Source organism: Kordiimonas pumila, assembly GCF_015240255.1.
GTDB lineage: Bacteria > Pseudomonadota > Alphaproteobacteria > Sphingomonadales > Kordiimonadaceae > Kordiimonas > Kordiimonas pumila.
The window spans coordinates 2,399,839-2,419,158 of record NZ_CP061205.1; the positions used below are offsets into that span (position 1 = coordinate 2,399,839).

At 45.6% G+C, this 19,320-nt stretch carries 16 protein-coding genes; 6 read left to right on the top strand and 10 right to left on the bottom strand.

The genetic code is table 11. The features are described from left to right. Positions 1 to 75 precede the first annotated feature (75 nt). Genes bamA through fabZ form a run of 3 tightly spaced genes read left to right on the top strand, consistent with a single transcriptional unit; the run spans position 76 to position 3,739 of the window. Complete coding sequence (bamA, locus tag ICL80_RS10520; protein ID WP_194212041.1) at positions 76 to 2,664, top strand: outer membrane protein assembly factor BamA; 2,589 nt, start codon at positions 76 to 78, stop codon at positions 2,662 to 2,664. Positions 2,665 to 2,692: 28 nt separating this feature from the next. Beyond that, positions 2,693 to 3,283 (top strand): OmpH family outer membrane protein, encoded by a 591-nt coding sequence (locus ICL80_RS10525; RefSeq protein WP_194212043.1) that lies wholly within the window; start codon positions 2,693 to 2,695, stop codon positions 3,281 to 3,283. Positions 3,284 to 3,301: 18 nt separating this feature from the next. Continuing rightward, positions 3,302 to 3,739 carry a 3-hydroxyacyl-ACP dehydratase FabZ gene (gene fabZ, locus ICL80_RS10530; RefSeq protein ID WP_194212045.1) on the top strand — a complete coding sequence of 146 codons (438 nt, stop codon included), beginning with the start codon at positions 3,302 to 3,304 and terminating at the stop codon, positions 3,737 to 3,739. Positions 3,740 to 3,860: 121 nt separating this feature from the next. Here fabZ and ICL80_RS10535 read toward each other — a convergent pair whose 3' ends face one another. Next, positions 3,861 to 5,147, bottom strand: a complete 1,287-nt coding sequence (locus ICL80_RS10535; RefSeq protein ID WP_194212052.1) for a citrate synthase — start codon at positions 5,145 to 5,147, stop codon at positions 3,861 to 3,863. A 49-nt stretch (positions 5,148 to 5,196) separates the two neighbouring features. Continuing rightward, the gene (gene gltX / locus ICL80_RS10540; protein WP_194212053.1) at positions 5,197 to 6,597 is read right to left on the bottom strand and encodes a glutamate--tRNA ligase; all 1,401 of its coding nucleotides are present in this window, start codon (positions 6,595 to 6,597) and stop codon (positions 5,197 to 5,199) included. Between the two features lie 185 nt (positions 6,598 to 6,782). On the opposite strand from gltX, the gene ICL80_RS10545 reads away from it, so the two are divergent. After that, positions 6,783 to 8,798 (top strand): ComEC/Rec2 family competence protein, encoded by a 2,016-nt coding sequence (locus ICL80_RS10545; protein ID WP_194212054.1) that lies wholly within the window; start codon positions 6,783 to 6,785, stop codon positions 8,796 to 8,798. 55 nt (positions 8,799 to 8,853) lie between these two features. Here the strand turns inward: ICL80_RS10545 and lexA are convergent, their stop codons facing one another. The 6 genes from lexA to ICL80_RS10575 all read right to left on the bottom strand — a co-directional run bounded on the left by lexA (position 8,854) and on the right by ICL80_RS10575 (position 13,728). Beyond that, entirely contained in the window at positions 8,854 to 9,549 is a 696-nt protein-coding gene (gene lexA, locus ICL80_RS10550; protein ID WP_194212055.1) for a transcriptional repressor LexA, read from the bottom strand. 101 nt (positions 9,550 to 9,650) lie between these two features. Further along, a complete protein-coding gene (locus tag ICL80_RS10555) occupies positions 9,651 to 10,844 on the bottom strand; it encodes a molybdopterin molybdotransferase MoeA (RefSeq protein WP_194212056.1) in 1,194 nt (397 codons plus the stop codon). Beyond that, complete coding sequence (gene moaC, locus ICL80_RS10560; RefSeq protein ID WP_194212057.1) at positions 10,841 to 11,317, bottom strand: cyclic pyranopterin monophosphate synthase MoaC; 477 nt, start codon at positions 11,315 to 11,317, stop codon at positions 10,841 to 10,843. Before moaC ends, ICL80_RS10555 begins: the two co-directional genes overlap by 4 nt. A 1-nt stretch (position 11,318) precedes the next feature. Beyond that, positions 11,319 to 12,113, bottom strand: a complete 795-nt coding sequence (gene trpC / locus ICL80_RS10565; RefSeq protein ID WP_194212060.1) for an indole-3-glycerol phosphate synthase TrpC — start codon at positions 12,111 to 12,113, stop codon at positions 11,319 to 11,321. After that, positions 12,110 to 13,138, bottom strand: coding sequence for an anthranilate phosphoribosyltransferase (gene trpD / locus ICL80_RS10570; RefSeq protein ID WP_194212061.1), 1,029 nt, complete (start codon positions 13,136 to 13,138; stop codon positions 12,110 to 12,112). The genes trpC and trpD overlap by 4 nt, the downstream gene beginning before the upstream one ends. Further along, entirely contained in the window at positions 13,135 to 13,728 is a 594-nt protein-coding gene (locus tag ICL80_RS10575; protein ID WP_194212063.1) for an anthranilate synthase component II, read from the bottom strand. The genes trpD and ICL80_RS10575 overlap by 4 nt, the downstream gene beginning before the upstream one ends. Before the next feature lie 138 nt (positions 13,729 to 13,866). On the opposite strand from ICL80_RS10575, the gene ICL80_RS10580 reads away from it, so the two are divergent. After that, positions 13,867 to 14,877 (top strand): divergent polysaccharide deacetylase family protein, encoded by a 1,011-nt coding sequence (locus ICL80_RS10580; protein ID WP_194212065.1) that lies wholly within the window; start codon positions 13,867 to 13,869, stop codon positions 14,875 to 14,877. A gap of 8 nt (positions 14,878 to 14,885) precedes the next feature. Here the strand turns inward: ICL80_RS10580 and trpE are convergent, their stop codons facing one another. Then, positions 14,886 to 16,376 (bottom strand): anthranilate synthase component I, encoded by a 1,491-nt coding sequence (gene trpE / locus ICL80_RS10585; RefSeq protein WP_194212068.1) that lies wholly within the window; start codon positions 16,374 to 16,376, stop codon positions 14,886 to 14,888. A 15-nt stretch (positions 16,377 to 16,391) separates the two neighbouring features. Continuing rightward, on the bottom strand, positions 16,392 to 18,317 hold the full coding sequence (locus ICL80_RS10590) for a SurA N-terminal domain-containing protein (protein ID WP_194212070.1): 1,926 nt from the start codon (positions 18,315 to 18,317) through the stop codon (positions 16,392 to 16,394). A 230-nt stretch (positions 18,318 to 18,547) separates the two neighbouring features. On the opposite strand from ICL80_RS10590, the gene tpiA reads away from it, so the two are divergent. Then, positions 18,548 to 19,303 (top strand): triose-phosphate isomerase, encoded by a 756-nt coding sequence (gene tpiA, locus ICL80_RS10595; protein ID WP_194212072.1) that lies wholly within the window; start codon positions 18,548 to 18,550, stop codon positions 19,301 to 19,303. Positions 19,304 to 19,320: the final 17 nt, after the last annotated feature.

Here is a 19,320-nt window from a genome sequence, read left to right on the forward strand (position 1 = left end):
TTTCACCGCCAAAGTGCCTTTTATTGTTTATAAGATTGGGCTGAAAAGTTGCGTTTATTTATATTGCGTTTGATAGTGCGTTCATTTGTAACGCTTGTTGTTGGGGGAACCGTTCTTTCTGGTGTTGTGGCCGCACAACAAGTTCCAGATGGGCGTCAAATGCCGGTAATTCGGCAAATCAGCATCAGCGGTAATGAGCGGGTAGAACCTGAAACCATTGCATCTTACCTGACGGTAACGGCAGGAGATCCCTTTGATCCGACGCAACTTGACCAAAGTTTGAAGAATCTTTTTGCAACCGGTTTGTTTTCGGATGTTGAGTTTATTGAAAACAACGGCGGGCTTGTTGTTAAAGTTGTTGAAAACCCCATTATCAACCGGATTGTTTTTGAAGGTAACAAGAAACTTGACCGGGATGATATGTTTGAGGAAGTGCGTATTCGTCCTCGTATGGTCTTTACGCGCGCAAAAATCAGGTCAGACGTTAAGCGTATAATGGAGCTTTATCGTCGGTCGGGCCGTTTTGCTGCGATTATTGAACCAAAAGTTGTACAGCTTGAGCAAAACCGCGTTGATGTGATTTTTGAAATTCAAGAAGGTCCAAAAACCAAGGTTAGCAGCATTAACTTTATGGGGAACAAGGTATATAGTGACGGTGATTTGCGGGATGTTCTCGCTACTAAAGAAGCGCGTTGGTGGAAAATCTTTACATCAAACGACACTTTTGATCCCGATCGCCTTGCTTATGATCAGCAGGTTCTGCGCAATCATTACCTAAACGAAGGCTATGCAGACTTCCGAATTGTCTCTGCGGTATCTGAGCTTACCCCAGACAGGGAAGATTTTTTTATCACATTCTCTGTTGAGGAGGGTGAGATATATGAGTTTGGCAAAATTGATGTTGAAAGCGAAATTCGTGATGTTGAGCCGTCTCTGTTAAAGGCATTTTTGTTAATGCGTGAAGGCATGACATACAACGCCGAAGCAATTGAGAAGACGATCGAATCCCTGACAAATGCAGCTGGCCTATTGGGATATGCGTTTGTGGATGTACGTCCTCAGATCAAACGCGACCGTGAAACGCGTAAAATTGATATCACGTTTAAAGTGCTTGATGCCCCGCGCGTATATGTAGAGCGCATCAACATTAAAGGAAACGTGCGCACCCTTGATCGGGTTATTCGCCGTGAATTCCGCTTGCAGGAAGGTGATGCTTTTAACTCGGCGCTGGTAACACGCTCTGAAGATCGTGTTAAACGCCTTAGTTTCTTCCGTGAAGCGGAGATTGAGCGTGTTCAAGGTTCAGAACCTGACCGCATGGTACTGGATGTAACGGTTGAAGAACAAGCAACGGGTGAACTTAACCTTGGTGCTGGTTTCTCGAGCTTAGAGAACTTTATTTTCGATTTCTCGATCAGAGAACGCAATTTCATGGGGAAAGGACAGGACTTGCGCCTTGGCCTTCGGATGTCTGGCACGCGTCAGGAAATTGACCTTGGCTTTACAGAGCCTTACTTCATGGGCCGCCGCATTGCTGCAGGCTTTGATCTGTTTGCCCGTCGGGTTGATAGCTCAAGCTATGGTTCACTCTTTGATACCAAGTCTATCGGCTTCTCGTTGAGGGCAGGGATGGCACTGAATGAGTTCTGGACACTGTCCACACGCTACACGCTGCGTCAGGACGACGTAACAATTCCTGATAGTGTTATTACAAACTCTTTGGGTTCAGGTGTTTTCGATCGCTATTTAACAAATGCACAATCCTTGTTGACGGATGATAATCCCAATAATGATCAGGCAGCCTTTGACAAATATGATCTTGACGGCGACGGTGATATCGACCTTGATGACTTTGATATCAATAATGACGGCGATACAAGCATCAGTGAAATGGAGCGCGTTAGCCTTAGTCGTTCGTTCGTGGAATCTCTTGGTAAGCGCTATCAGTCAATTCTTGGATATTCTGTTGGTTTTGATACACGTAATAGCTATATTAGGCCAACGCGGGGCAGCAGCTTTTACTTCCACCAAGACTTTGCTGGCCTTGGCGGCGATGTACGCTACCTTAGAAACCGGATTAACTTTGATAACTACTGGACACCTTGGTCTGGTTGGACTTTCCGTTTGGGCGGTGAAGCTGGCATGATTATGGGTCTGGGTCAGGATGTTCGTTTGAACGATAAATTCTATATTGGTGGACCGCGTATGCGTGGTTTTGATACTTCAGGTATTGGCCCTCGTGACTTTAACGGTGGTTCAACCAGTAATAGTGGCTCACTTGGGGGTACAGCCTTCTATATTGGCCGTGCGGAACTATTCTTCCCACTTGGGGATATGGCACTCGAAAGCGGGATCAGCGCTTCAACCTTTGTTGATGTTGGCTCCTTGTTCCGTGCAAAAGATGATTCTCTTGCCGAGTGTCAATTTAGTCAGTCTGACTATGATTCGTATCAATTGGCACTGGAAGATGATTCTACAACCACATTTGGTTATGATACTGATTGTCTATCTGGGAACTCTCCATCACCAAGGATTGCAGTTGGTATTGGTTTCTCTTGGCAGTCACCATTTGGTCCATTCAGGATTGATTTGGCTAAAACAGTTAAAAAGCAGTTGGGCGACAGGTCTCAGACGTTGCAGTTCAATGTTGGAACCACATTCTAGATTTATACATAGGGAACGGGATAATATAATGACGTTACGTAAAAAACTTCGCCTGATGGCTACAGGCATCGTTGCAGCAATGGGGCTGACACTCACTGTCGCGGCACAGCAAATTTTAACTATTGATAACGACCGTGTAGAAAACGAGGCAGCAGCTCACAAGGATTTCAACCTTCAAACGGCTGACATTCGTGACCAAATTTTGCAGTATCGTAATTATATTGGTCGTGGCGGCCTGCTTGAGCAAAAACTGGCAGAACTTGAAAAGCAAAAGTCTATTATCGGGAATGATAAATACGAAGCTGAAGCGAAAAAGCTTCAGGAAAATTATATGCAGATCAATCAGTCTTTGCAGGCTTTGGAATATGCTTTCGATAAAATTCGTAAAGAGGCGCTTGTTCAGGTAGAACGTGCCCGTCAGCCGGTATTGAAAAAAATCCTGACGGAACGTAAAGCACAGGTTATTTTGCCAAAACGCCTTGTAATGGATAGTGCTCCAGGCCTTGACGTTACAACTGAGTTTATCGAACTTCTGGATGCTGAACTACCATCAGTTAAGCTTACGTTGCCACAGCGCGTGCAACAGCAAGCTCCAGAAGGCAGTGAAGGCGGCCAGTAATCTGGTTGTTTAGCCGTTATGGAATATAATATTGCAGATATAATGAAGGCGATACCGCACCGGTATCCCTTTCTGCTTATTGATAAAGTTGTTGATTTAGTACCAGGCGAAAGTGCTATTGGTATTAAGAATGTAACTATTAATGAGCCATTTTTCCCGGGGCATTTTCCGCAAAAACCGGTTATGCCCGGTGTGCTTATACTTGAAGCTATGGCGCAAGCTGCGGGTATCCTTGCTATAAGCAAGCTAGGTGCTGATGCTGAAGGTAAGGTCGTCTATTTTATGGCGATCGATGAGGCTAAGTTTAGAAAGCCGGTTGTGCCTGGTGATCAATTACGTATGCATATCACCACTATTCGTGGGCGGGGTGCTGTGTGGAAGTTTCAAGCAGTGGCGAAAGTGGACGAACAGGTTGTTGCTGAAGCAAAACTTACAGCAATGATGGCGGCAGAATAAACTTCTAAGTACAGAATAAACAATAAAGCCCGCAGGAATAACTTGCGGGCTTTATTGTTACTTATAGAAAAAGCTGGCGAAATATCTCGCCAGCTTTGTTTTTAATCTGTCATTTATGGTTTTATCTGTCTTCAACAGGGACATAATCTCGTGCTGGTGAGCCTGTGTAAAGCTGACGAGGGCGGCCAATACGCTGGGTTGGGTCCTCGATCATTTCTTTCCACTGAGATATCCAGCCAGATGTTCGTGCCAGTGCAAATAGTACTGTAAACATGGATGTTGGGAAGCCCATGGCTTTCAGGATAATACCTGAATAGAAATCCACGTTTGGATACAGCTTTTTGGACACGAAATATTCGTCCTCAAGGGCGATTTTTTCAAGTTCCATGGCAACATCAAAAAGTGGATCATCCACACCAAGTTCCGCAAGAACTTTATGGGCAGTTTTGCGCATAACTGTGGCTCTTGGGTCAAAGTTTTTGTAAACTCTGTGACCAAAGCCCATTAAGCGGAACGGGTCATTTTTATCTTTTGCACGCGCAACAAACTCAGGAATACGGTCAACTGTTCCAATTTCCTCAAGCATATTGAGGCATGCTTCGTTAGCGCCGCCGTGTGCGGGGCCCCAAAGGCATGCAATACCAGCTGCGATACAAGCAAACGGGTTAGCCCCAGATGAGCCTGCAAGGCGAACGGTTGACGTTGATGCATTTTGCTCATGATCTGCATGCAGAATGAAAATAAGGTCCATCGCTTTTTCAAGTGTTGGGCTTACTTCATAATGTGCTGCCGGAACAGAGAACATCATACTGAGAAAATTGCCCGCATATGAAAGATCATTCCGAGGATAAACAAAAGGCTGGCCAACAGAGTATTTGTAAGCCATTGCTGCGATTGTAGGAATTTTTGCAATCAGGCGATAACTCGCAACCATACGCTGGTGCGGGTCATTAATATCTGTACTATCATGATAGAAGGCCGCTAGTGCCCCAACAACACCCACCATAATGGCCATTGGGTGAGCATCCCGGCGGAAACCTGTGAAAAAGCGATGCAGTTGCTCATGTACCATCGTGTGATGGGTAATATCATGAGAAAATTTCGCTCGTTCAGCTTTATTAGGCAGTTCTCCATAAAGAAGTAGGTAACATACTTCCATATAGTCGCTTTTTTCAGCAAGTTGTTCGATAGGGTACCCGCGGTACTGAAGTTCGCCCTTGCCACCATCAATATAGGTGATTTTGGATTCACAGCTGGCTGTAGAAGTGAAGCCTGGATCAAACGTAAACATGTCTGATTCAGCATACAGCCTGCGTATATCAACTACCTGCGGACCAACTGAGCCGTTCATTATCGGCAGATCTAAATCTAGCCCGTTACCGGTCAGTTTGAGAGTGTCATTTGACATGGTCCTTACTCCTTATATTAAAATCAATTCACTTTCGTGAATTGTCGCGTCAAGCAGTGGCCTGGTCTTGCAGTCTTTCAACGGCTTCACTCTGGCCTAGAATTTCCAGAGTTTCAACAAGGTCACCGGATTGCTTGCCCCCGGTTACTGCAGCTCTTATTGGCTGCATTATTTTACCAATTTTCATGTCATTTGCCTCGGCAAATTTCATGATAGCTGATTTTATATCGGCTCCATTCCATACAGGAAGGGCGGCCAAGTTTTTTGCAACAGTTCCAAGTGACACGCGGATATCACTGGTTAACTGTTCTGATGCTTTATCGGTCATGGTTAACGGCCGAGTGTTACAGAAAAGCGAAGCTCCTTCTAAAAGGTCGTCCAGACGCTTGGCGCGCTCTGATAAAGCAGGTAAAGCTTTAACTATGCGTGCAGCCTCCTCAGTATTAATAGGGCGCTGCAAGCTATTTTCCAGATTATCTTTTATAAGTGCCAAAAGATCCTCGCCTCTTAACTGGCGCATATAATGATTATTTAGGTGGTCAATCTTGTCAAAATCAAATCGTGATGGACTTTGACCAATATTTTCAAGATTAAACCAGCTAATAGCTTGTTCTGTAGTGATAATTTCATCGTCGCCATGACTCCAGCCAAGGCGTAGTAAATAGTTACGCATAGCTTCAGGCAAAAAACCCATATTTGCGTATGCATCCACACCGAGTGCACCGTGGCGCTTTGATAGCTTTTTACCATCAGGGCCGTGAATGAGTGGTATATGAGCGTATATTGGTTCAGGCCAGCCCATCGCCTTGTATATTTGGATTTGCCGGAAAGCATTGTTCAGGTGATCGTCGCCGCGAATAACATGAGTAACACCCATATCATAGTCATCAACAACAACTGCTAACATATAGGTTGGGTTACCGTCAGAGCGTAGGAGGATCATATCATCAAGTTCATTATTTTGAACTGTGACAGATCCTTGCACTTGGTCTTCAATAGTAACGGAACCATCACGCGGCATTTTTATCCGAATTGAGAAGGGTGTGTCCACAGGTGCTTCATCTTGGCGGTCGCGCCATATATCACCGCGGAACTGTGTTCCATTCGCACGTGCATCTTCGCGCAGGGCCGCCAGTTCATCAGGAGTAGCGAAACATTTATAAGCCTTCCCTTTGGCCAGCATTTCTTCTGCAACAGTCCGGTGACGGTTTGATCGCTCAAATTGGCTAACAGCAGCGCCGTCCCAGTTTAAGCCTAACCACTCCATACCTGACAATATGGCGCTAATGGCTTCGTCTGTAGAGCGTTTTCTATCTGTATCCTCTATGCGAAGTAGAAACTTACCGCCGTGATGACGGGCAAATAACCAGTTATAAAGTGCAGTTCTTGCACCGCCAATATGCAGAAATCCTGTTGGCGAAGGCGCAAAACGCGTTACAATGTTGGGCATGTGACTTGTCATGCTCAGGCTTTAATCCCCGTTTTTAAGTACAAAAATATTGGTTAGTGGTATGAAAAACTAACCACCATGAAAGGTTCCGGAAGGCTTTTATCATATGTTTTGCCAGAACACAAATATGCAATGCATCAAAATGTCCCGAAGGCAGTGTCAGCATGCGCTGGAGCCATGGTTGCATGGCTGAAAATTACGTAAGAAACAACCATTATCAGACGCTTTGGCTGCACAGTGAATGGCGTTTACTGGTCTGGTCTGTTTCGTTTGCTGTTGGAATATTGCTGTTTTTACATTGGTTGCCTTTAAATCCAATTTTGCATGTTTTAATAGGCGCTTTTTTTATTTTGATTGGCCTAACAGTCTGCATCCTAAACAAAAAATATCGCTACAATATGCTCTTCTTGGTGTTTTTGGCTTTTTGCTTAGGTTCAACGCTTGCTAGTAAGCGAATAATTGAGCTTCAAGAGCCTTATGTAAAGACGGAACGCTATGTGCATATTGATGGTTTTATAGAAACTTCGGAGCTAAACCCTGATGGTTCCACAACGTTGTTTGTAAACCCGCAACGCATAGGCGATGAAACCGTCAATATACCAGACCGTATAAGGCTTATTTCAAGAGTGCACAATGCTTCGGAGCTTATTTCAGGGGCACATATTACTCTTTATGCTGTGATTGATAAACCAAAGGGCCCGCTTGTGCCTGACGGCTATAATTTTGCGAAAAGCGCATATTTCGAAGGCGTCGGAGCAAGTGGCTATGTTGTTTCTTACGAATCAATTAAATACAATAAAAATAATACATTAATAAGTAAAGTTAATGTACTTCGAAAAGATATAGAAACTAATATTTTACAAACGGTAACCGGGCAGGAGGGTGCGGTTGCTACCGCCCTTGTAGTTGGTAATAGAAGCCATATAAGCGCAGATACAACTGAAGCTATGCGCCTGTCTGGGCTTTCACATTTACTTGCTATATCGGGCTTACATATGGGGCTCGTCACAGGTATCGTATTTTTTGTCTTTGAATTTATATTCGCATTAATACCAGCAATTGGGCTTAGAGTTTTACCGAAGAAGCTTGCTGTGATGCCAGCTTGGGTTGCTGGTCTTTTATATTTGTTTGTCTCGGGTAACAGTGTTTCCGCTACCCGTGCTTTTATAATGGTTTCAGTTGCGTTACTTGCGGTCTTGACAGACCGAAAAGTTTTGTCACTTAGAAGTGTGGCTCTTGCCGCCATCATTATGCTGTTTTTTTGGCCCGAAAGCATTTTGACTATAGGGTTTCAAATGTCATTTGCTGCAACATCGGGTTTGATTGCTTTTTATGAAGTGTGGGCAAAGCGCATCTCTGTGACATCCAGTAATAATATAATACATAAAATAGCGAAATATAGTGTAGCCACTGCCTGTACCTGTATTGTCGCACAGCTTTCAGTCGCGCCATTTGCGCTCTATCATTTTCAATCCCTCTCAATGATCGGCGTTGTTTCGAACATATTGGTTTTCCCATTAATCTCTTTTTTGGTTATGCCGCTTTTGGTGATTGGTTTGGTGATTTCACCGTTTGGTGGATATGTTTTTGTTGGTATGTTGATTGAGAAATCTCTTGGGTTTGTTCTCTGGATCGCACACAGTCTCGCATCATGTGAGTTTTCTGCTCTTTATACTAACCCTCTTGAAACGTGGGCATTCTTTGTTGCCGTTGCCGCATTCATTGCAGTTTTACTTATTCGAAAAGTGCATGTGGTACTGTGTTTGATATGTATATTCTGTTTTGCGTTATGGTTTGGGCAAAAGCCTGTTGCTCATATTCTGATTTCTGAGACAGGAAAAAGTATTGCTGAAATAAGAGATGATCAAATTTATGCTTACGGCACAAGGACGGGATCTTTTAGGCATCGAATATGGAATGGGTATTGGGCTAAGCCTTCAACGACAAATTGGAACAGGCTTGAACGCCTATGCGATGTGGATGCTTGTCGTTATGCAACCCACGTACCTGTGACGTATGCGAAAACAATCGACGGCGTTAGGTCTGCCTGTAGTGTTGGGGATATAGTTATTATCGCGCAAAAATATAGGCGCTACTGTAGAGATGCACGTCTTGTTATCACACAGGAAGATTTAGATGACCACGGGCCTGCGGCGCTATATCTATCAGGACCGGTAAAAATAGAATGGTCCAATAAATAAAGCACAAAGGGCACTTAAAGCAGCTATGAAAGGCCACTTTTAATAGTATTAATGCTTAGTGATATTGGCGCATCAAGCCAATCAATTTACCCTGCACCTGAACCCTGTTTGCTTCATAAATCTGTGTCTCGTAGGTGCGATTTGCTGGAACCAGAGCCACATGCTGACCTTTACGTTGCAATGTTTTGAGTGTTGCTTCTTCGTGGTCTATAAGGGCAACCACCACTTCACCGTCACGGGCTGTGTCGCAGCTTTCAATCAGTACGGTGTCACCATCTAAAATGCCGAGTTCAACCATTGAGTCGCCAGAAATTTCAAGGGCATAGCATTTACCGCGCCCCATCATCCCTATGGGCACAGAAACAAAACTATCATGGTTTTCAAGGGCGGCAATTGGCGTGCCTGCCGCTATACGGCCATGAAGTGGCACTTCGGCAAATTCGGGAGAAAACCTGGGTGTTTGTGTTTCCACAAGCTTAGGTTTGGTGCCAAAGTCACCGGAGACAACATTGTTTAACGGCGCGGGGGCTGTATCTGTCTCTGGCACCTTCAACACTTCAAGGGCACGGGCGCGGTTTGGCAGTTTTCTGATAAAACCACGTTCTTCAAGCGCGCTGATCAGGCGGTGAACCCCAGATTTGGATTTTAATCCAAGCGCATCTTTCATTTCATCAAACGAAGGCGACACGCCACTCGTTTGCAGGCGGTCTCTAATGAATAAAAGGAGCTGATGCTGTTTTGCCGTAAGCATGGTATTCTCCGCACTTGTTTTCCATATGTTCTCTTTTAGTTCACCTTTTGGGCAATTGTCAAGTGTGGATGCGATGCTAGAGTGTTGAGACACAACATTATCTAAAACGGAAGGAAGGGTACCATTGTGCCTGCTTGCACTGCTGGGGCATGAGGTGGGCGAATGATAAGGCCGTCGCTCATGGCAAGCACACTTAAGTGGCCACTGTCTTGCGATACGGCAGGGTCTACCTGCCGTGCACCGGGGGTACCAATAAGCCGGGCCCGCATATAATGCTGGCGCGGGCCGTTTTCTGGCAGGTTTGTTGCTACAGGTAAGGCAACACCGGTTGGTAAAGGAGCAGGGCGGCCCATCATTTTATCAATAAGCGGGCGCAGGAATACAAGAGCACAAACAAAAGCAGAGGCAGGATTACCGGGAAGACCCATGATATATTGTTTACTATGTGTGCCAAAAATAAGTGGCTTGCCGGGGCGCATGGCAACTTTCCAAAAGTTTAAGGTCATGCCCTTATTGTTTAAGGCTTCTTGAATTAGATCTTTATCACCTACTGAAGCGCCGCCAATAGTAAGTAGAATATCTGCATCTTGTGCGAGTAAGAGCGCCTTTTTTAAGGCGGGCAATGTGTCACCAGCCTGACCAAGATCAATGGGAGTTGCCCCGCAGTCACTTATCAGTGCCATAAGCTGGCTTGTTGTGCTGCTTACTGTTTGGTGTGGCAGAAATGTTGGCTGGTCAGCACGAACTAGTTCATCCCCCGTTGCGAGAATAGCCACCTTGGGGGCGCGGTGCACCATAACCTGCCCGTGGCCGCCGCTTGCTATCATGCCAAATGAACGGGGTGATAAAAAGCTGCCAGCTTCAAGAAGGGTTTGCTTTTCCGTAAAGTCATACCCTGCAGATCGGATATTGGCAAAAGGCTGTGCTGGTTCGTCGGTAAAAATGCCCACGTCACTTGGGCCTGTGTTTTCCTGAATAACGACTTGGTCTGCACCGCTCGGAATAGCTGCCCCTGTATATATGCGGACAGCTTCGCCTGATTTTACTGTTCCTTGAAAAGGGTTGCCGGCAGCGCTTTCACCTATAACGGTAAAGGATATTTCCCCACCTGTTAAATCATTGCTTCGAACGGCATAGCCATCCATGGCAGACATGTCGCAGCCGGGCTGTGATCTACGCGCCTTGATGGGTGCGGCCAGAACACGGCCAGAGGCAACATGAAGTGGTAAGCTTTCAGTATCCAACGGATTTGCTGTGCCTACTATTTTTTTGAAAGCTTCTTCAACGGTGATCATTTTTCTGCCTCGTACCTGCCTGATTTACCACCTTCTTTTAAAATCAGGCGTGTATTTTGAATAATCATGCCCTTATCAACAGCCTTTGCCATATCATAAAGGGTGAGGGCGGCCACAGAAGCCGCAGTTAAAGCTTCCATTTCAACACCTGTTTGGCCACGTGTTTTAACGCGGGCAATGATTTTTATTTCACAGTCGCTGATAGGGTTGATTTCAATTTTTACGCTTGTAAGTGCAAGAGGGTGACAAAGAGGAATAAGGTCACTGGTTTTTTTTGCAGCCATAACACCTGCAATGCGGCAGGCCGCCAGCACATCACCTTTTGGTAGGTCGCCTGCTATGATGAGTGTTAGGGTTTCCTGTTGCATGAGGACGGTGGTTTCTGCAACAGCAAGGCGTTCCGTGTCGGCTTTACTGCCTACATCCACCATGTGGGCGGCGCCTGCTTCGTCTATATGGCTAAGCTTAGACATATTATCCCTTTTGAAAGTTTTTAACAGCTTGTTCCACATCACTCTGGCGCATAAAAGTTTCGCCTATTAAAAAGCAATTTGCACCAGCCGCTTCGCACTGTTCCAGGTCAGATACGGAGGCAAGGCCTGATTCTGCAACTGCGATTTTACCTTCGGGCATTTGTGGTACAAGCGACAATGTGTTTTCAAGCGAAACATGCATTGTTTTCAGGTTGCGATTATTAACGCCGACAAGGGGCGATTTAAGCTTCAGTGCGCGGTTTAGCTCTTCCTGATTGTGTACTTCAATAAGCACATCCATGCCGTAGTGGTGGGCGCTATCCTCGAGCTCGGCTGCAAGACTATCGTCTAGTGCAGCCATTATTAGTAAGATACAGTCAGCTCCAAGTGCTCTGGCTTCAACAACCTGATATGGATCAACCATAAAATCTTTTCTCAGAACAGGAATAGATACTGCACTACGCGCTTCCACGAGGTAGCCATCATTACCTTGAAAATATGGTATGTCTGTTAGCACAGATAAACAAGCTGCCCCGCCGCGTTCATAAGCAGCGGCAAGCGCGGCAGGCTCAAAATCCTGTGGTCTGATAAGGCCCTTTGAAGGGCTTGCTTTCTTTATCTCACAGATAAAACCATAGTGCCCGGCCGAGATCTTTGTTTTGAGCGCAGAAATGAAGCTACGAGCAGGTGAGGCGGCTTTTGCTTTTGCTTCTAGATCGGGAAGGCTAAAAACCTTTTTCATGTCTGCTACGTGTTCTCTTTTTTTATCGCAGATTTCAGCGAGAATATCTCTCATGCCTTTTTCTCGCATTCTTTTGTAAACATAATCCAATTATTCATTGTTTCTCTGGCTTTCCCTGTATCCAGAATTTCCGCAGCGTAAGAAACAGCCTGTTTGAGAGTGGTTGCCTTACCTGCAATCTTTAAGGCCGCACCTGCATTCATTAGAACAATATCCCGAAGAGGTGATTTTTCACCGTTCATAACAGAATGTATTGCTTGTGCGTTGAAGGTTGCATCGCCGCCGAGAAGCTGCTCCAGTGCTACTGTTTCCAGCCCAGCATCTGCGGGGCTAATTGTATATTGGTTAATAATACCGTCTTTTAACTCGGCAACATGGGTTAGGCCTGATGTTGTTATTTCATCCATGCCATCTGAGCCGTGGACAATCATAACATGCTTGCTTCCCAGTTCCTTTAAAACTTCGGCGAGGGGGAGTAGCCATTTTTTGTCAAAAACACCAAGAAGCTGATATTCTGCACGCGCAGGGCTTGAAAGAGGCCCCAGTAGGTTGAATATGGTTTTAAACTTTAACGAGGCTCGAACAGGTGCCACATGGCGCATTGCTTTATGGTGTGCCCGTGCAAACAAAAAAGTGAAACCCGTTGTATCAAGAGCTTGCTGAACCTTTTGCATGCCAATATCAAGTGAGCCGCCAAGAGCCTCAAGAACATCAGCAGATCCAGACTTTGATGAGGCCGCACGGTTGCCGTGTTTGGCGACAGGGATGCCTGCTGCAGCAACAATAAAACAGGCAGCTGTTGAAACATTATAGGTGCTTAGGCCGGAGCCTCCGGTGCCAACAATATCAATAGCATTTGGTGGCGCTTTTATGGTGTCGGCATGGCGCCGCATAATTTGAGTACCACCGATAATTTCATCAACTGTTTCACCGCGCACGCGAAGCGCTGTTAAAAAAGCGGCCATTTGGCTTGTGTCAGCTTCTCCCCGCATGATGATATCAAATGCGGCCTCAGCTTCTTTGACTGGAAGGGTTTTACCTTCAGCCATTTTTGCTAAAATGGAGATAAAATCTGTCATGCTGCTTCTTTGGTGCGGTTTTTTGTGCAAATTTCAAGAAAGTTTTTTAACAGGTCGTGACCATGCTCAGATGCGATGCTTTCAGGGTGAAACTGTACGCCGTATAGGGCATAGTTTTTATGTTCAAGCCCCATTATAAGACCGTCATCGGTTTCCGCGGTAATGGTCAGGCATTCTGGTAGACTACTGCGTTCCACAATAAGGGAATGGTAGCGTGTTGCTTCATAAGGGCTGGGTATGGAATTAAAAATGCCTGTGCCTATATGTTGCACCATACTGGTTTTACCGTGCATAACATAGGGGGCACGAATGACCTTGCCGCCAAAAACCTGACCGAGGGATTGGTGCCCGAGGCATACGCCGAGAAGAGGGACTCTGCCTTTTGCTGCTTCAATAAGAGAAAGGCAAATACCGGCATCATCAGGTGTGCAAGGGCCGGGGCTTATGATGATTCCCTCAGGGGTCATATCAAGTACTTCTTGCACAGAAACCTGGTCATTTCTGTAAACTTTGACCTCTGCCCCAAGTTCGACAAGATAATGGTACAAATTGTAGGTAAAGCTATCGTAATTATCGATGAGGATATACATTGGCCGCGCCTGTTAGTTTAAGGATATGGTTGGACAATGCGTTTTTCCCACGCATTGTCAATAATAGAAGCGTAAAATGCTCTGAAATATGATGCCTCACAGGTATTATTATAAGAGTATGTGTTATTTGGAAAGTATATGCGGAAATCCAGCCTGATCAAGGCAGCCATTATAATATATAGTAGTTTGATCATCATTATTGGGGGGGCTCTGTTCTACATTCTAGAGACAGATGAGTATGCGTCAGTTGAGTTGCCAATAGCACCGACTGATCCCGTTGTGAGTGATCTGGAACTACAGGAACAGGTACAGCGCATTCAAGGAACCCCCTCTGTTGCAATTAAACGCCCTGAACATCTTGACGAATCTGAGCAGCAAACTAATCATGTGCAGCCAGTTATGAGCACATGGCAAAAAAACGCTGCTCACTGGGACAAAGCCGCAGGGCCTAAAATTGCCATTGTGATTGATGATTTAGGGCTTGCTGAGGATGCTAGCTTTGCTCTTGCTGAGATGGAGGGGCCCTATACACTTTCGTTCCTACCGTATGCAGAGCACCTTGAGAAGCAGACACATCTGGTGAAAAAGGCCGGACATGAACTATTCGTTCATATGCCGATGGAGCCTAAAACAGACGCTGACCCCGGGCCCCATGCACTGCTTGTTACGTTGACACCTTCTGAGTTTGAACAACGTGTGGACTGGAATTTATCTCGATTTGAGGGGTTTGTTGGGGTCAATAATCATATGGGAAGCCTCATGACCGAGCAGGCTGCGCCTATGGTTCGACTTATGGTACATCTGAGTAAAGGAGGCTTTGTATTTCTCGATAGCCTTACGTCGCCAGATAGTGTTGCAGAACGCGCGGCTTTGGCAACAGGCGTACCAGTATTATCACGTGATATATTCCTTGATAATGAACGAACTATGCAAGCAATTCTGGAGCAATTAGTAAAAACTGAACGCATTGCACAAGAGCGCGGTTATGCGATTGCTATTGGCCATCCTTATGATGAAACATTAAAAGCACTGGAGTTTTGGCGGGCAGGGCTGAAAGCTAAAAATATTAACCTTGTACCTATCAGCGAGATATATGCAGAGGAATTGGCCAAAGTAGAAAAGCATGCAGCTCATCAGGGACATAACTAGCTTGAAAGTTAACCACGATTTGAATGTGCAAATCTAAGGGCTTCTTTAGCTGCAACAATAACCGCACGGGCTTTGTTTTCACATTCTTGCTGTTCTGATTCCGGGTTGCTGTCGGCCACGATACCTGCCCCAGCTTGTACATGCATCATTCCATTTTTTACTACGGCTGTTCTAAGTACAATAGCTGTATCCATACTGCCGCCAGCGCTAAAATAGCCTACGCTGCCAGCATAAGGCCCCCGCGCATCAACTTCCAGCTCATCAATGATTTCCATAGCCCGCACTTTGGGGGCTCCAGAGACCGTGCCTGCGGGAAAACCTGCAGAAAGAGCATCTATCGCATCATATTTTGGATCAATTTCCCCGACAACGTTCGATACAATATGCATAACATGGGAATAAAGTTCTATTGTATTTCTAGCTGTTACGGTCACCGTACCAGGTTTTGCAACTCTACCCACATCATTGCGGCCTAAATCAAGTAACATAAGATGCTCTGATAGTTCTTTCTGGTCTGAAAGTAGGTCGTTCGCGAGTATTTTATCTTCATCGGGTGTTGCGCCGCGCTTTCGGGTGCCTGCAATTGGTCGAATGGTTACTTCATTGTCTCTCAGGCGTACTAGAATCTCTGGGCTAGAACCAATGATTGCAAAATCATCAAACGCCAAGTGATACATGAAAGGCGATGGATTTGTGCGCCTTAATGCTCTGTATAGCGAAAAAGGTGGCAGTTCAAAGGGCATTGAGAAGCGCTGGCTAAGAACGACCTGAAAAATATCTCCAGCCAGGATATATTCCTGCGCTTTTTTGACCATGCTGTGATACTGGCTTTTGCCCGTGTTTGAAACCGCTTCTTGCATAGTTGGCATTGCGGTGGACGGGCTGAGAGGCAGTGGTGCATCTAGCCGTTCCAGCATAGCATCCAGTCGCTTTTCTGCGTTAGCATAGGCGTCTTTTGCTTCAATGCCCACTTCAGGTCGTACAGGGGTAACAAGCGTAATCAGGTTTTTGACACCGTCAAAAATCGCCATAATGGTAGGGCGGATGAAAATAGAAGTCGCAAGGTCTAGCGGGTCATGTTTTGCGGGTGCCAAGCTCTCCATTTGCCGAACCATGTCATACCCCATATAGCCAACCATACCTGCAGCCATTGGGGGGAGGTGTTCGGGCAGGTCAATTCTACTTTCTGCAAGCAATGCACGAAGACTTTCTAAGGGAGGCCTTGCATCGCTTTGATAGATTAAAGGCTCTGTGCTTTGGGCGTTTGTGCAGATTTCAGTTTGGGTACCATTGTTGCGCCAGATAATATCAGGTCTAAGGCCAATGATGGAATAACGCCCCCGAATTTCACCACCCTCAACAGATTCGAGCAGGAAACTATAAGTCTCTCCATTCGATAGTTTCAGATAGCTGGAAACCGGTGTGTCAAGATCAGCCACAAGGGTGGTAAACACCACTTGTGGCCTGCCTTCATCATAGGTCTTTAGAAATGTATCCATCTGGTTTGCAGCTTTTTACTGTGCTGTTTCAGAACTGAAAAGCTGCTGTTGCTGCTGACGGTTTACAACGGGTTTATATTTTTCAAGCAGATAGCTTTGATACTGTGCCAGTAGTTCATCCTTAAAACCGCCATTGAGGCTTGCGAGCAATGCATCAACATCCGCTTTATTGGAAGCAGGATTGCCGGGGGTAATGTCATTCACTCTGACAACAATATATCCATTACCATCTGCCGCTTTTTCAGAGCCTGTTTCACCGAGAGGCAAATCAAATATCAGGCTGCGAATTGTTGGAGATAGGTTACTGTTCTCATCACCTGTTCGCGCAATATTTTTAGCGTCAAAAGAGGTGCCACCCAGTGTTTCTGAAATTTCTTCAGGGTTACCGCCAGCCGCAAGCTGTGTTCTTGCATCTTCTGCAATTTCTCCAGCCTTTGCTTGTTTTTGCTGTGCTTTCCATGCTGATACAACAGAGACACGAACATCGTCGAGGCTTTGTTCATAGCTTGGTGCAATATCAGTAACTTCCAGCAAATAAACGCCTTTTTCAGAATCGGAAGGGTCAAGGTCTGTCAGTTCAGGCTCTACACCTTTCTCTTTTTGGAAGGCATCAGCCAGCACACGGGCTTCCTCTTGTGATGTAACCGCAACTGTGCCGGCCGTGGTTTTGCCGCGCGCATCTACCGCGCTTACTGTCGCTAAGTTAAGAGAGAGTTCTTTAGCTACAGCTGACAAAGACGGATCATTTGCAAGCGCATCTTCCATGCGTGGCAGAAAGTCATACATCTGGTTGATAGCTTCTTCTGCTTTTAGTTCAGCAGTAATATCACTGCGCACACTTTCTAGGCTAGTATGTGTGGCAGCTGTAACAGAATCAACTTTATAAACATTCCAGCCTGAAAAAGCTTTTAGGGGCTCTGTCATATCGCCTGCAGGTGTTGAGAATATTGCAGTTGCTATATCTTCGTCGGTCTCTTGCTGAATCGCTTTTTTGGAGAAATTACCAAGCTTGATTTCGTCTTCTGTGAATTCGGTTACACTTGCCGCAGCTTCACTAAAATCTGACCCTGCGTTAACGGCCGCAATGAAGGCCTCAGCTGCATCTTTGTCTTTGAAGCTGGCTTGAAGAAGATCACGTGTTTCAGGTACATTATAGGTGTCTGCTCGGCTCTCATATACTGCGACGATGTCTTCTTCAGGTACTGTAACTTCAGCTTCAAACATTGCGGGGGTTACCATGAGGTAACTATAGGAGCGACGCTCAGGTGCTTTATAAGCATTTTTGTTGTCTTCAAAGAATGTAGTGAGCGTTTCTTCGCTTGGATTTTCTATGGCAATATTAGAAGCTTGGATGTTGATCATGGAAGCCCTGCGGCGTTCATTCTGCCATGTATAGAGTGCCTCGGCATAATCACGTGATAGGGCACTATCCGTTGTGAAACTGCCCAACAAGTGCTCAAGACCTATGCTACGGCGAATGTCATCCATAAATTCTTTACGTGAAATATTGTTAGATTGTAGTGCCTGCTCAATCATCTCTTTACTGATCGTACCATCTGGCAACATAAAGCCTTCGTATGAGGCAAGCTCTTTTTTTATCAGGTCATTACCTGCACGCAAGCCAAGGCTCGACATATGCTCGGTAACAGCTGCAACAACAATCATCTGCTGCAAAACCTGCTCATCGAGCCGAAGCATTTTGATGATTTCTGGTGTGCTAAGCTGGCCGCCTGTCTGCAGCTGAATTTGCTGCGCACGACTTTGTACTTGTGCATAGTAGCGATTGGTAGATACTTCCGTATCCCCAACGGTGGCTATGTTCTGGCCTGAACTGGACAGCATATTTGGCCCAATGCCCCAAATGGCAAAAGCGCCAATAAGCAAGCCAAGCAAAACGGTAACAAAAAAGGAATCCAGTCCTCCGCGAAGTTTGAGCAGCATGCGCTCCAGCTCCTGTCGTAATTATACTATTGGTTTCTATATGGCTCCAAGCCTAGTAGGCCTTTTACCCCTGTAGGGCGCGCATCATAAGCATGCTTCCCTGTAGTCGCAACATAAGAAATTGCCTTATAGCTTATAAATATTGTTTCCGAGGCTGGCAGGAGGGGCGCGAATTTGGTATTCAACTGGCTGTAATTATAAAATATAAGACTAAAAAGGTATATTCCCCAATGAAATCAGCAAAAAATATTGTAGCCGGAAACTGGAAAATGAACGGGCTGGTCGCCAGCCTTGAAGAAATAGAAGCGCTTGCCACACTTATTGATACGTCTGCCGCTGCTGATTGTGATGTTATAGTCTGTCCGCCCTATACACTTGTATGCTCTTTAGCTGCGATGAAAAAACAAAAGATACTAGTTGGCGCGCAGGACTGTCACGTTGCGGTATCAGGTGCGCATACTGGTGATATATCTGCGCTTATGCTCAAGGATGCTGGCGCCAGTCATATTATTGTTGGTCATTCAGAGCGCCGCGCTGATCACGGCGAAACCAGTGCTTTAGTCCACGCCAAGGCAACTGCTATCTATATTGAAGGGTTGAAAGCCATTATCTGTATAGGTGAAACAGAGGCTGAGCGTGATAACAACCAAACGGAAGAGGTTGTGCTAGGGCAACTTAAAGAGAGTGTGCCGGATGATGCAACGCCAGAGAATACTGTCATCGCTTATGAGCCAGTGTGGGCCATAGGTACAGGAAAGACGCCAACGGTGGAAGATGTTGCAGAAATTCATACAGCAATAAGGAAAGCTTTGATTAACCGATTCGGAGATGTCGGTGCTGGTTTTTCACTGCTTTATGGTGGCTCGGTTAAGCCCTCAAATGCAAAAGAACTGATGACAGCAAAAAATGTTAATGGTGCGCTCGTTGGCGGTGCAAGCCTAAAAGCAAGCGACTTTAATGGAATTATTGAGGCATATAGAAAGTAAATAATGTTTTGCATCTG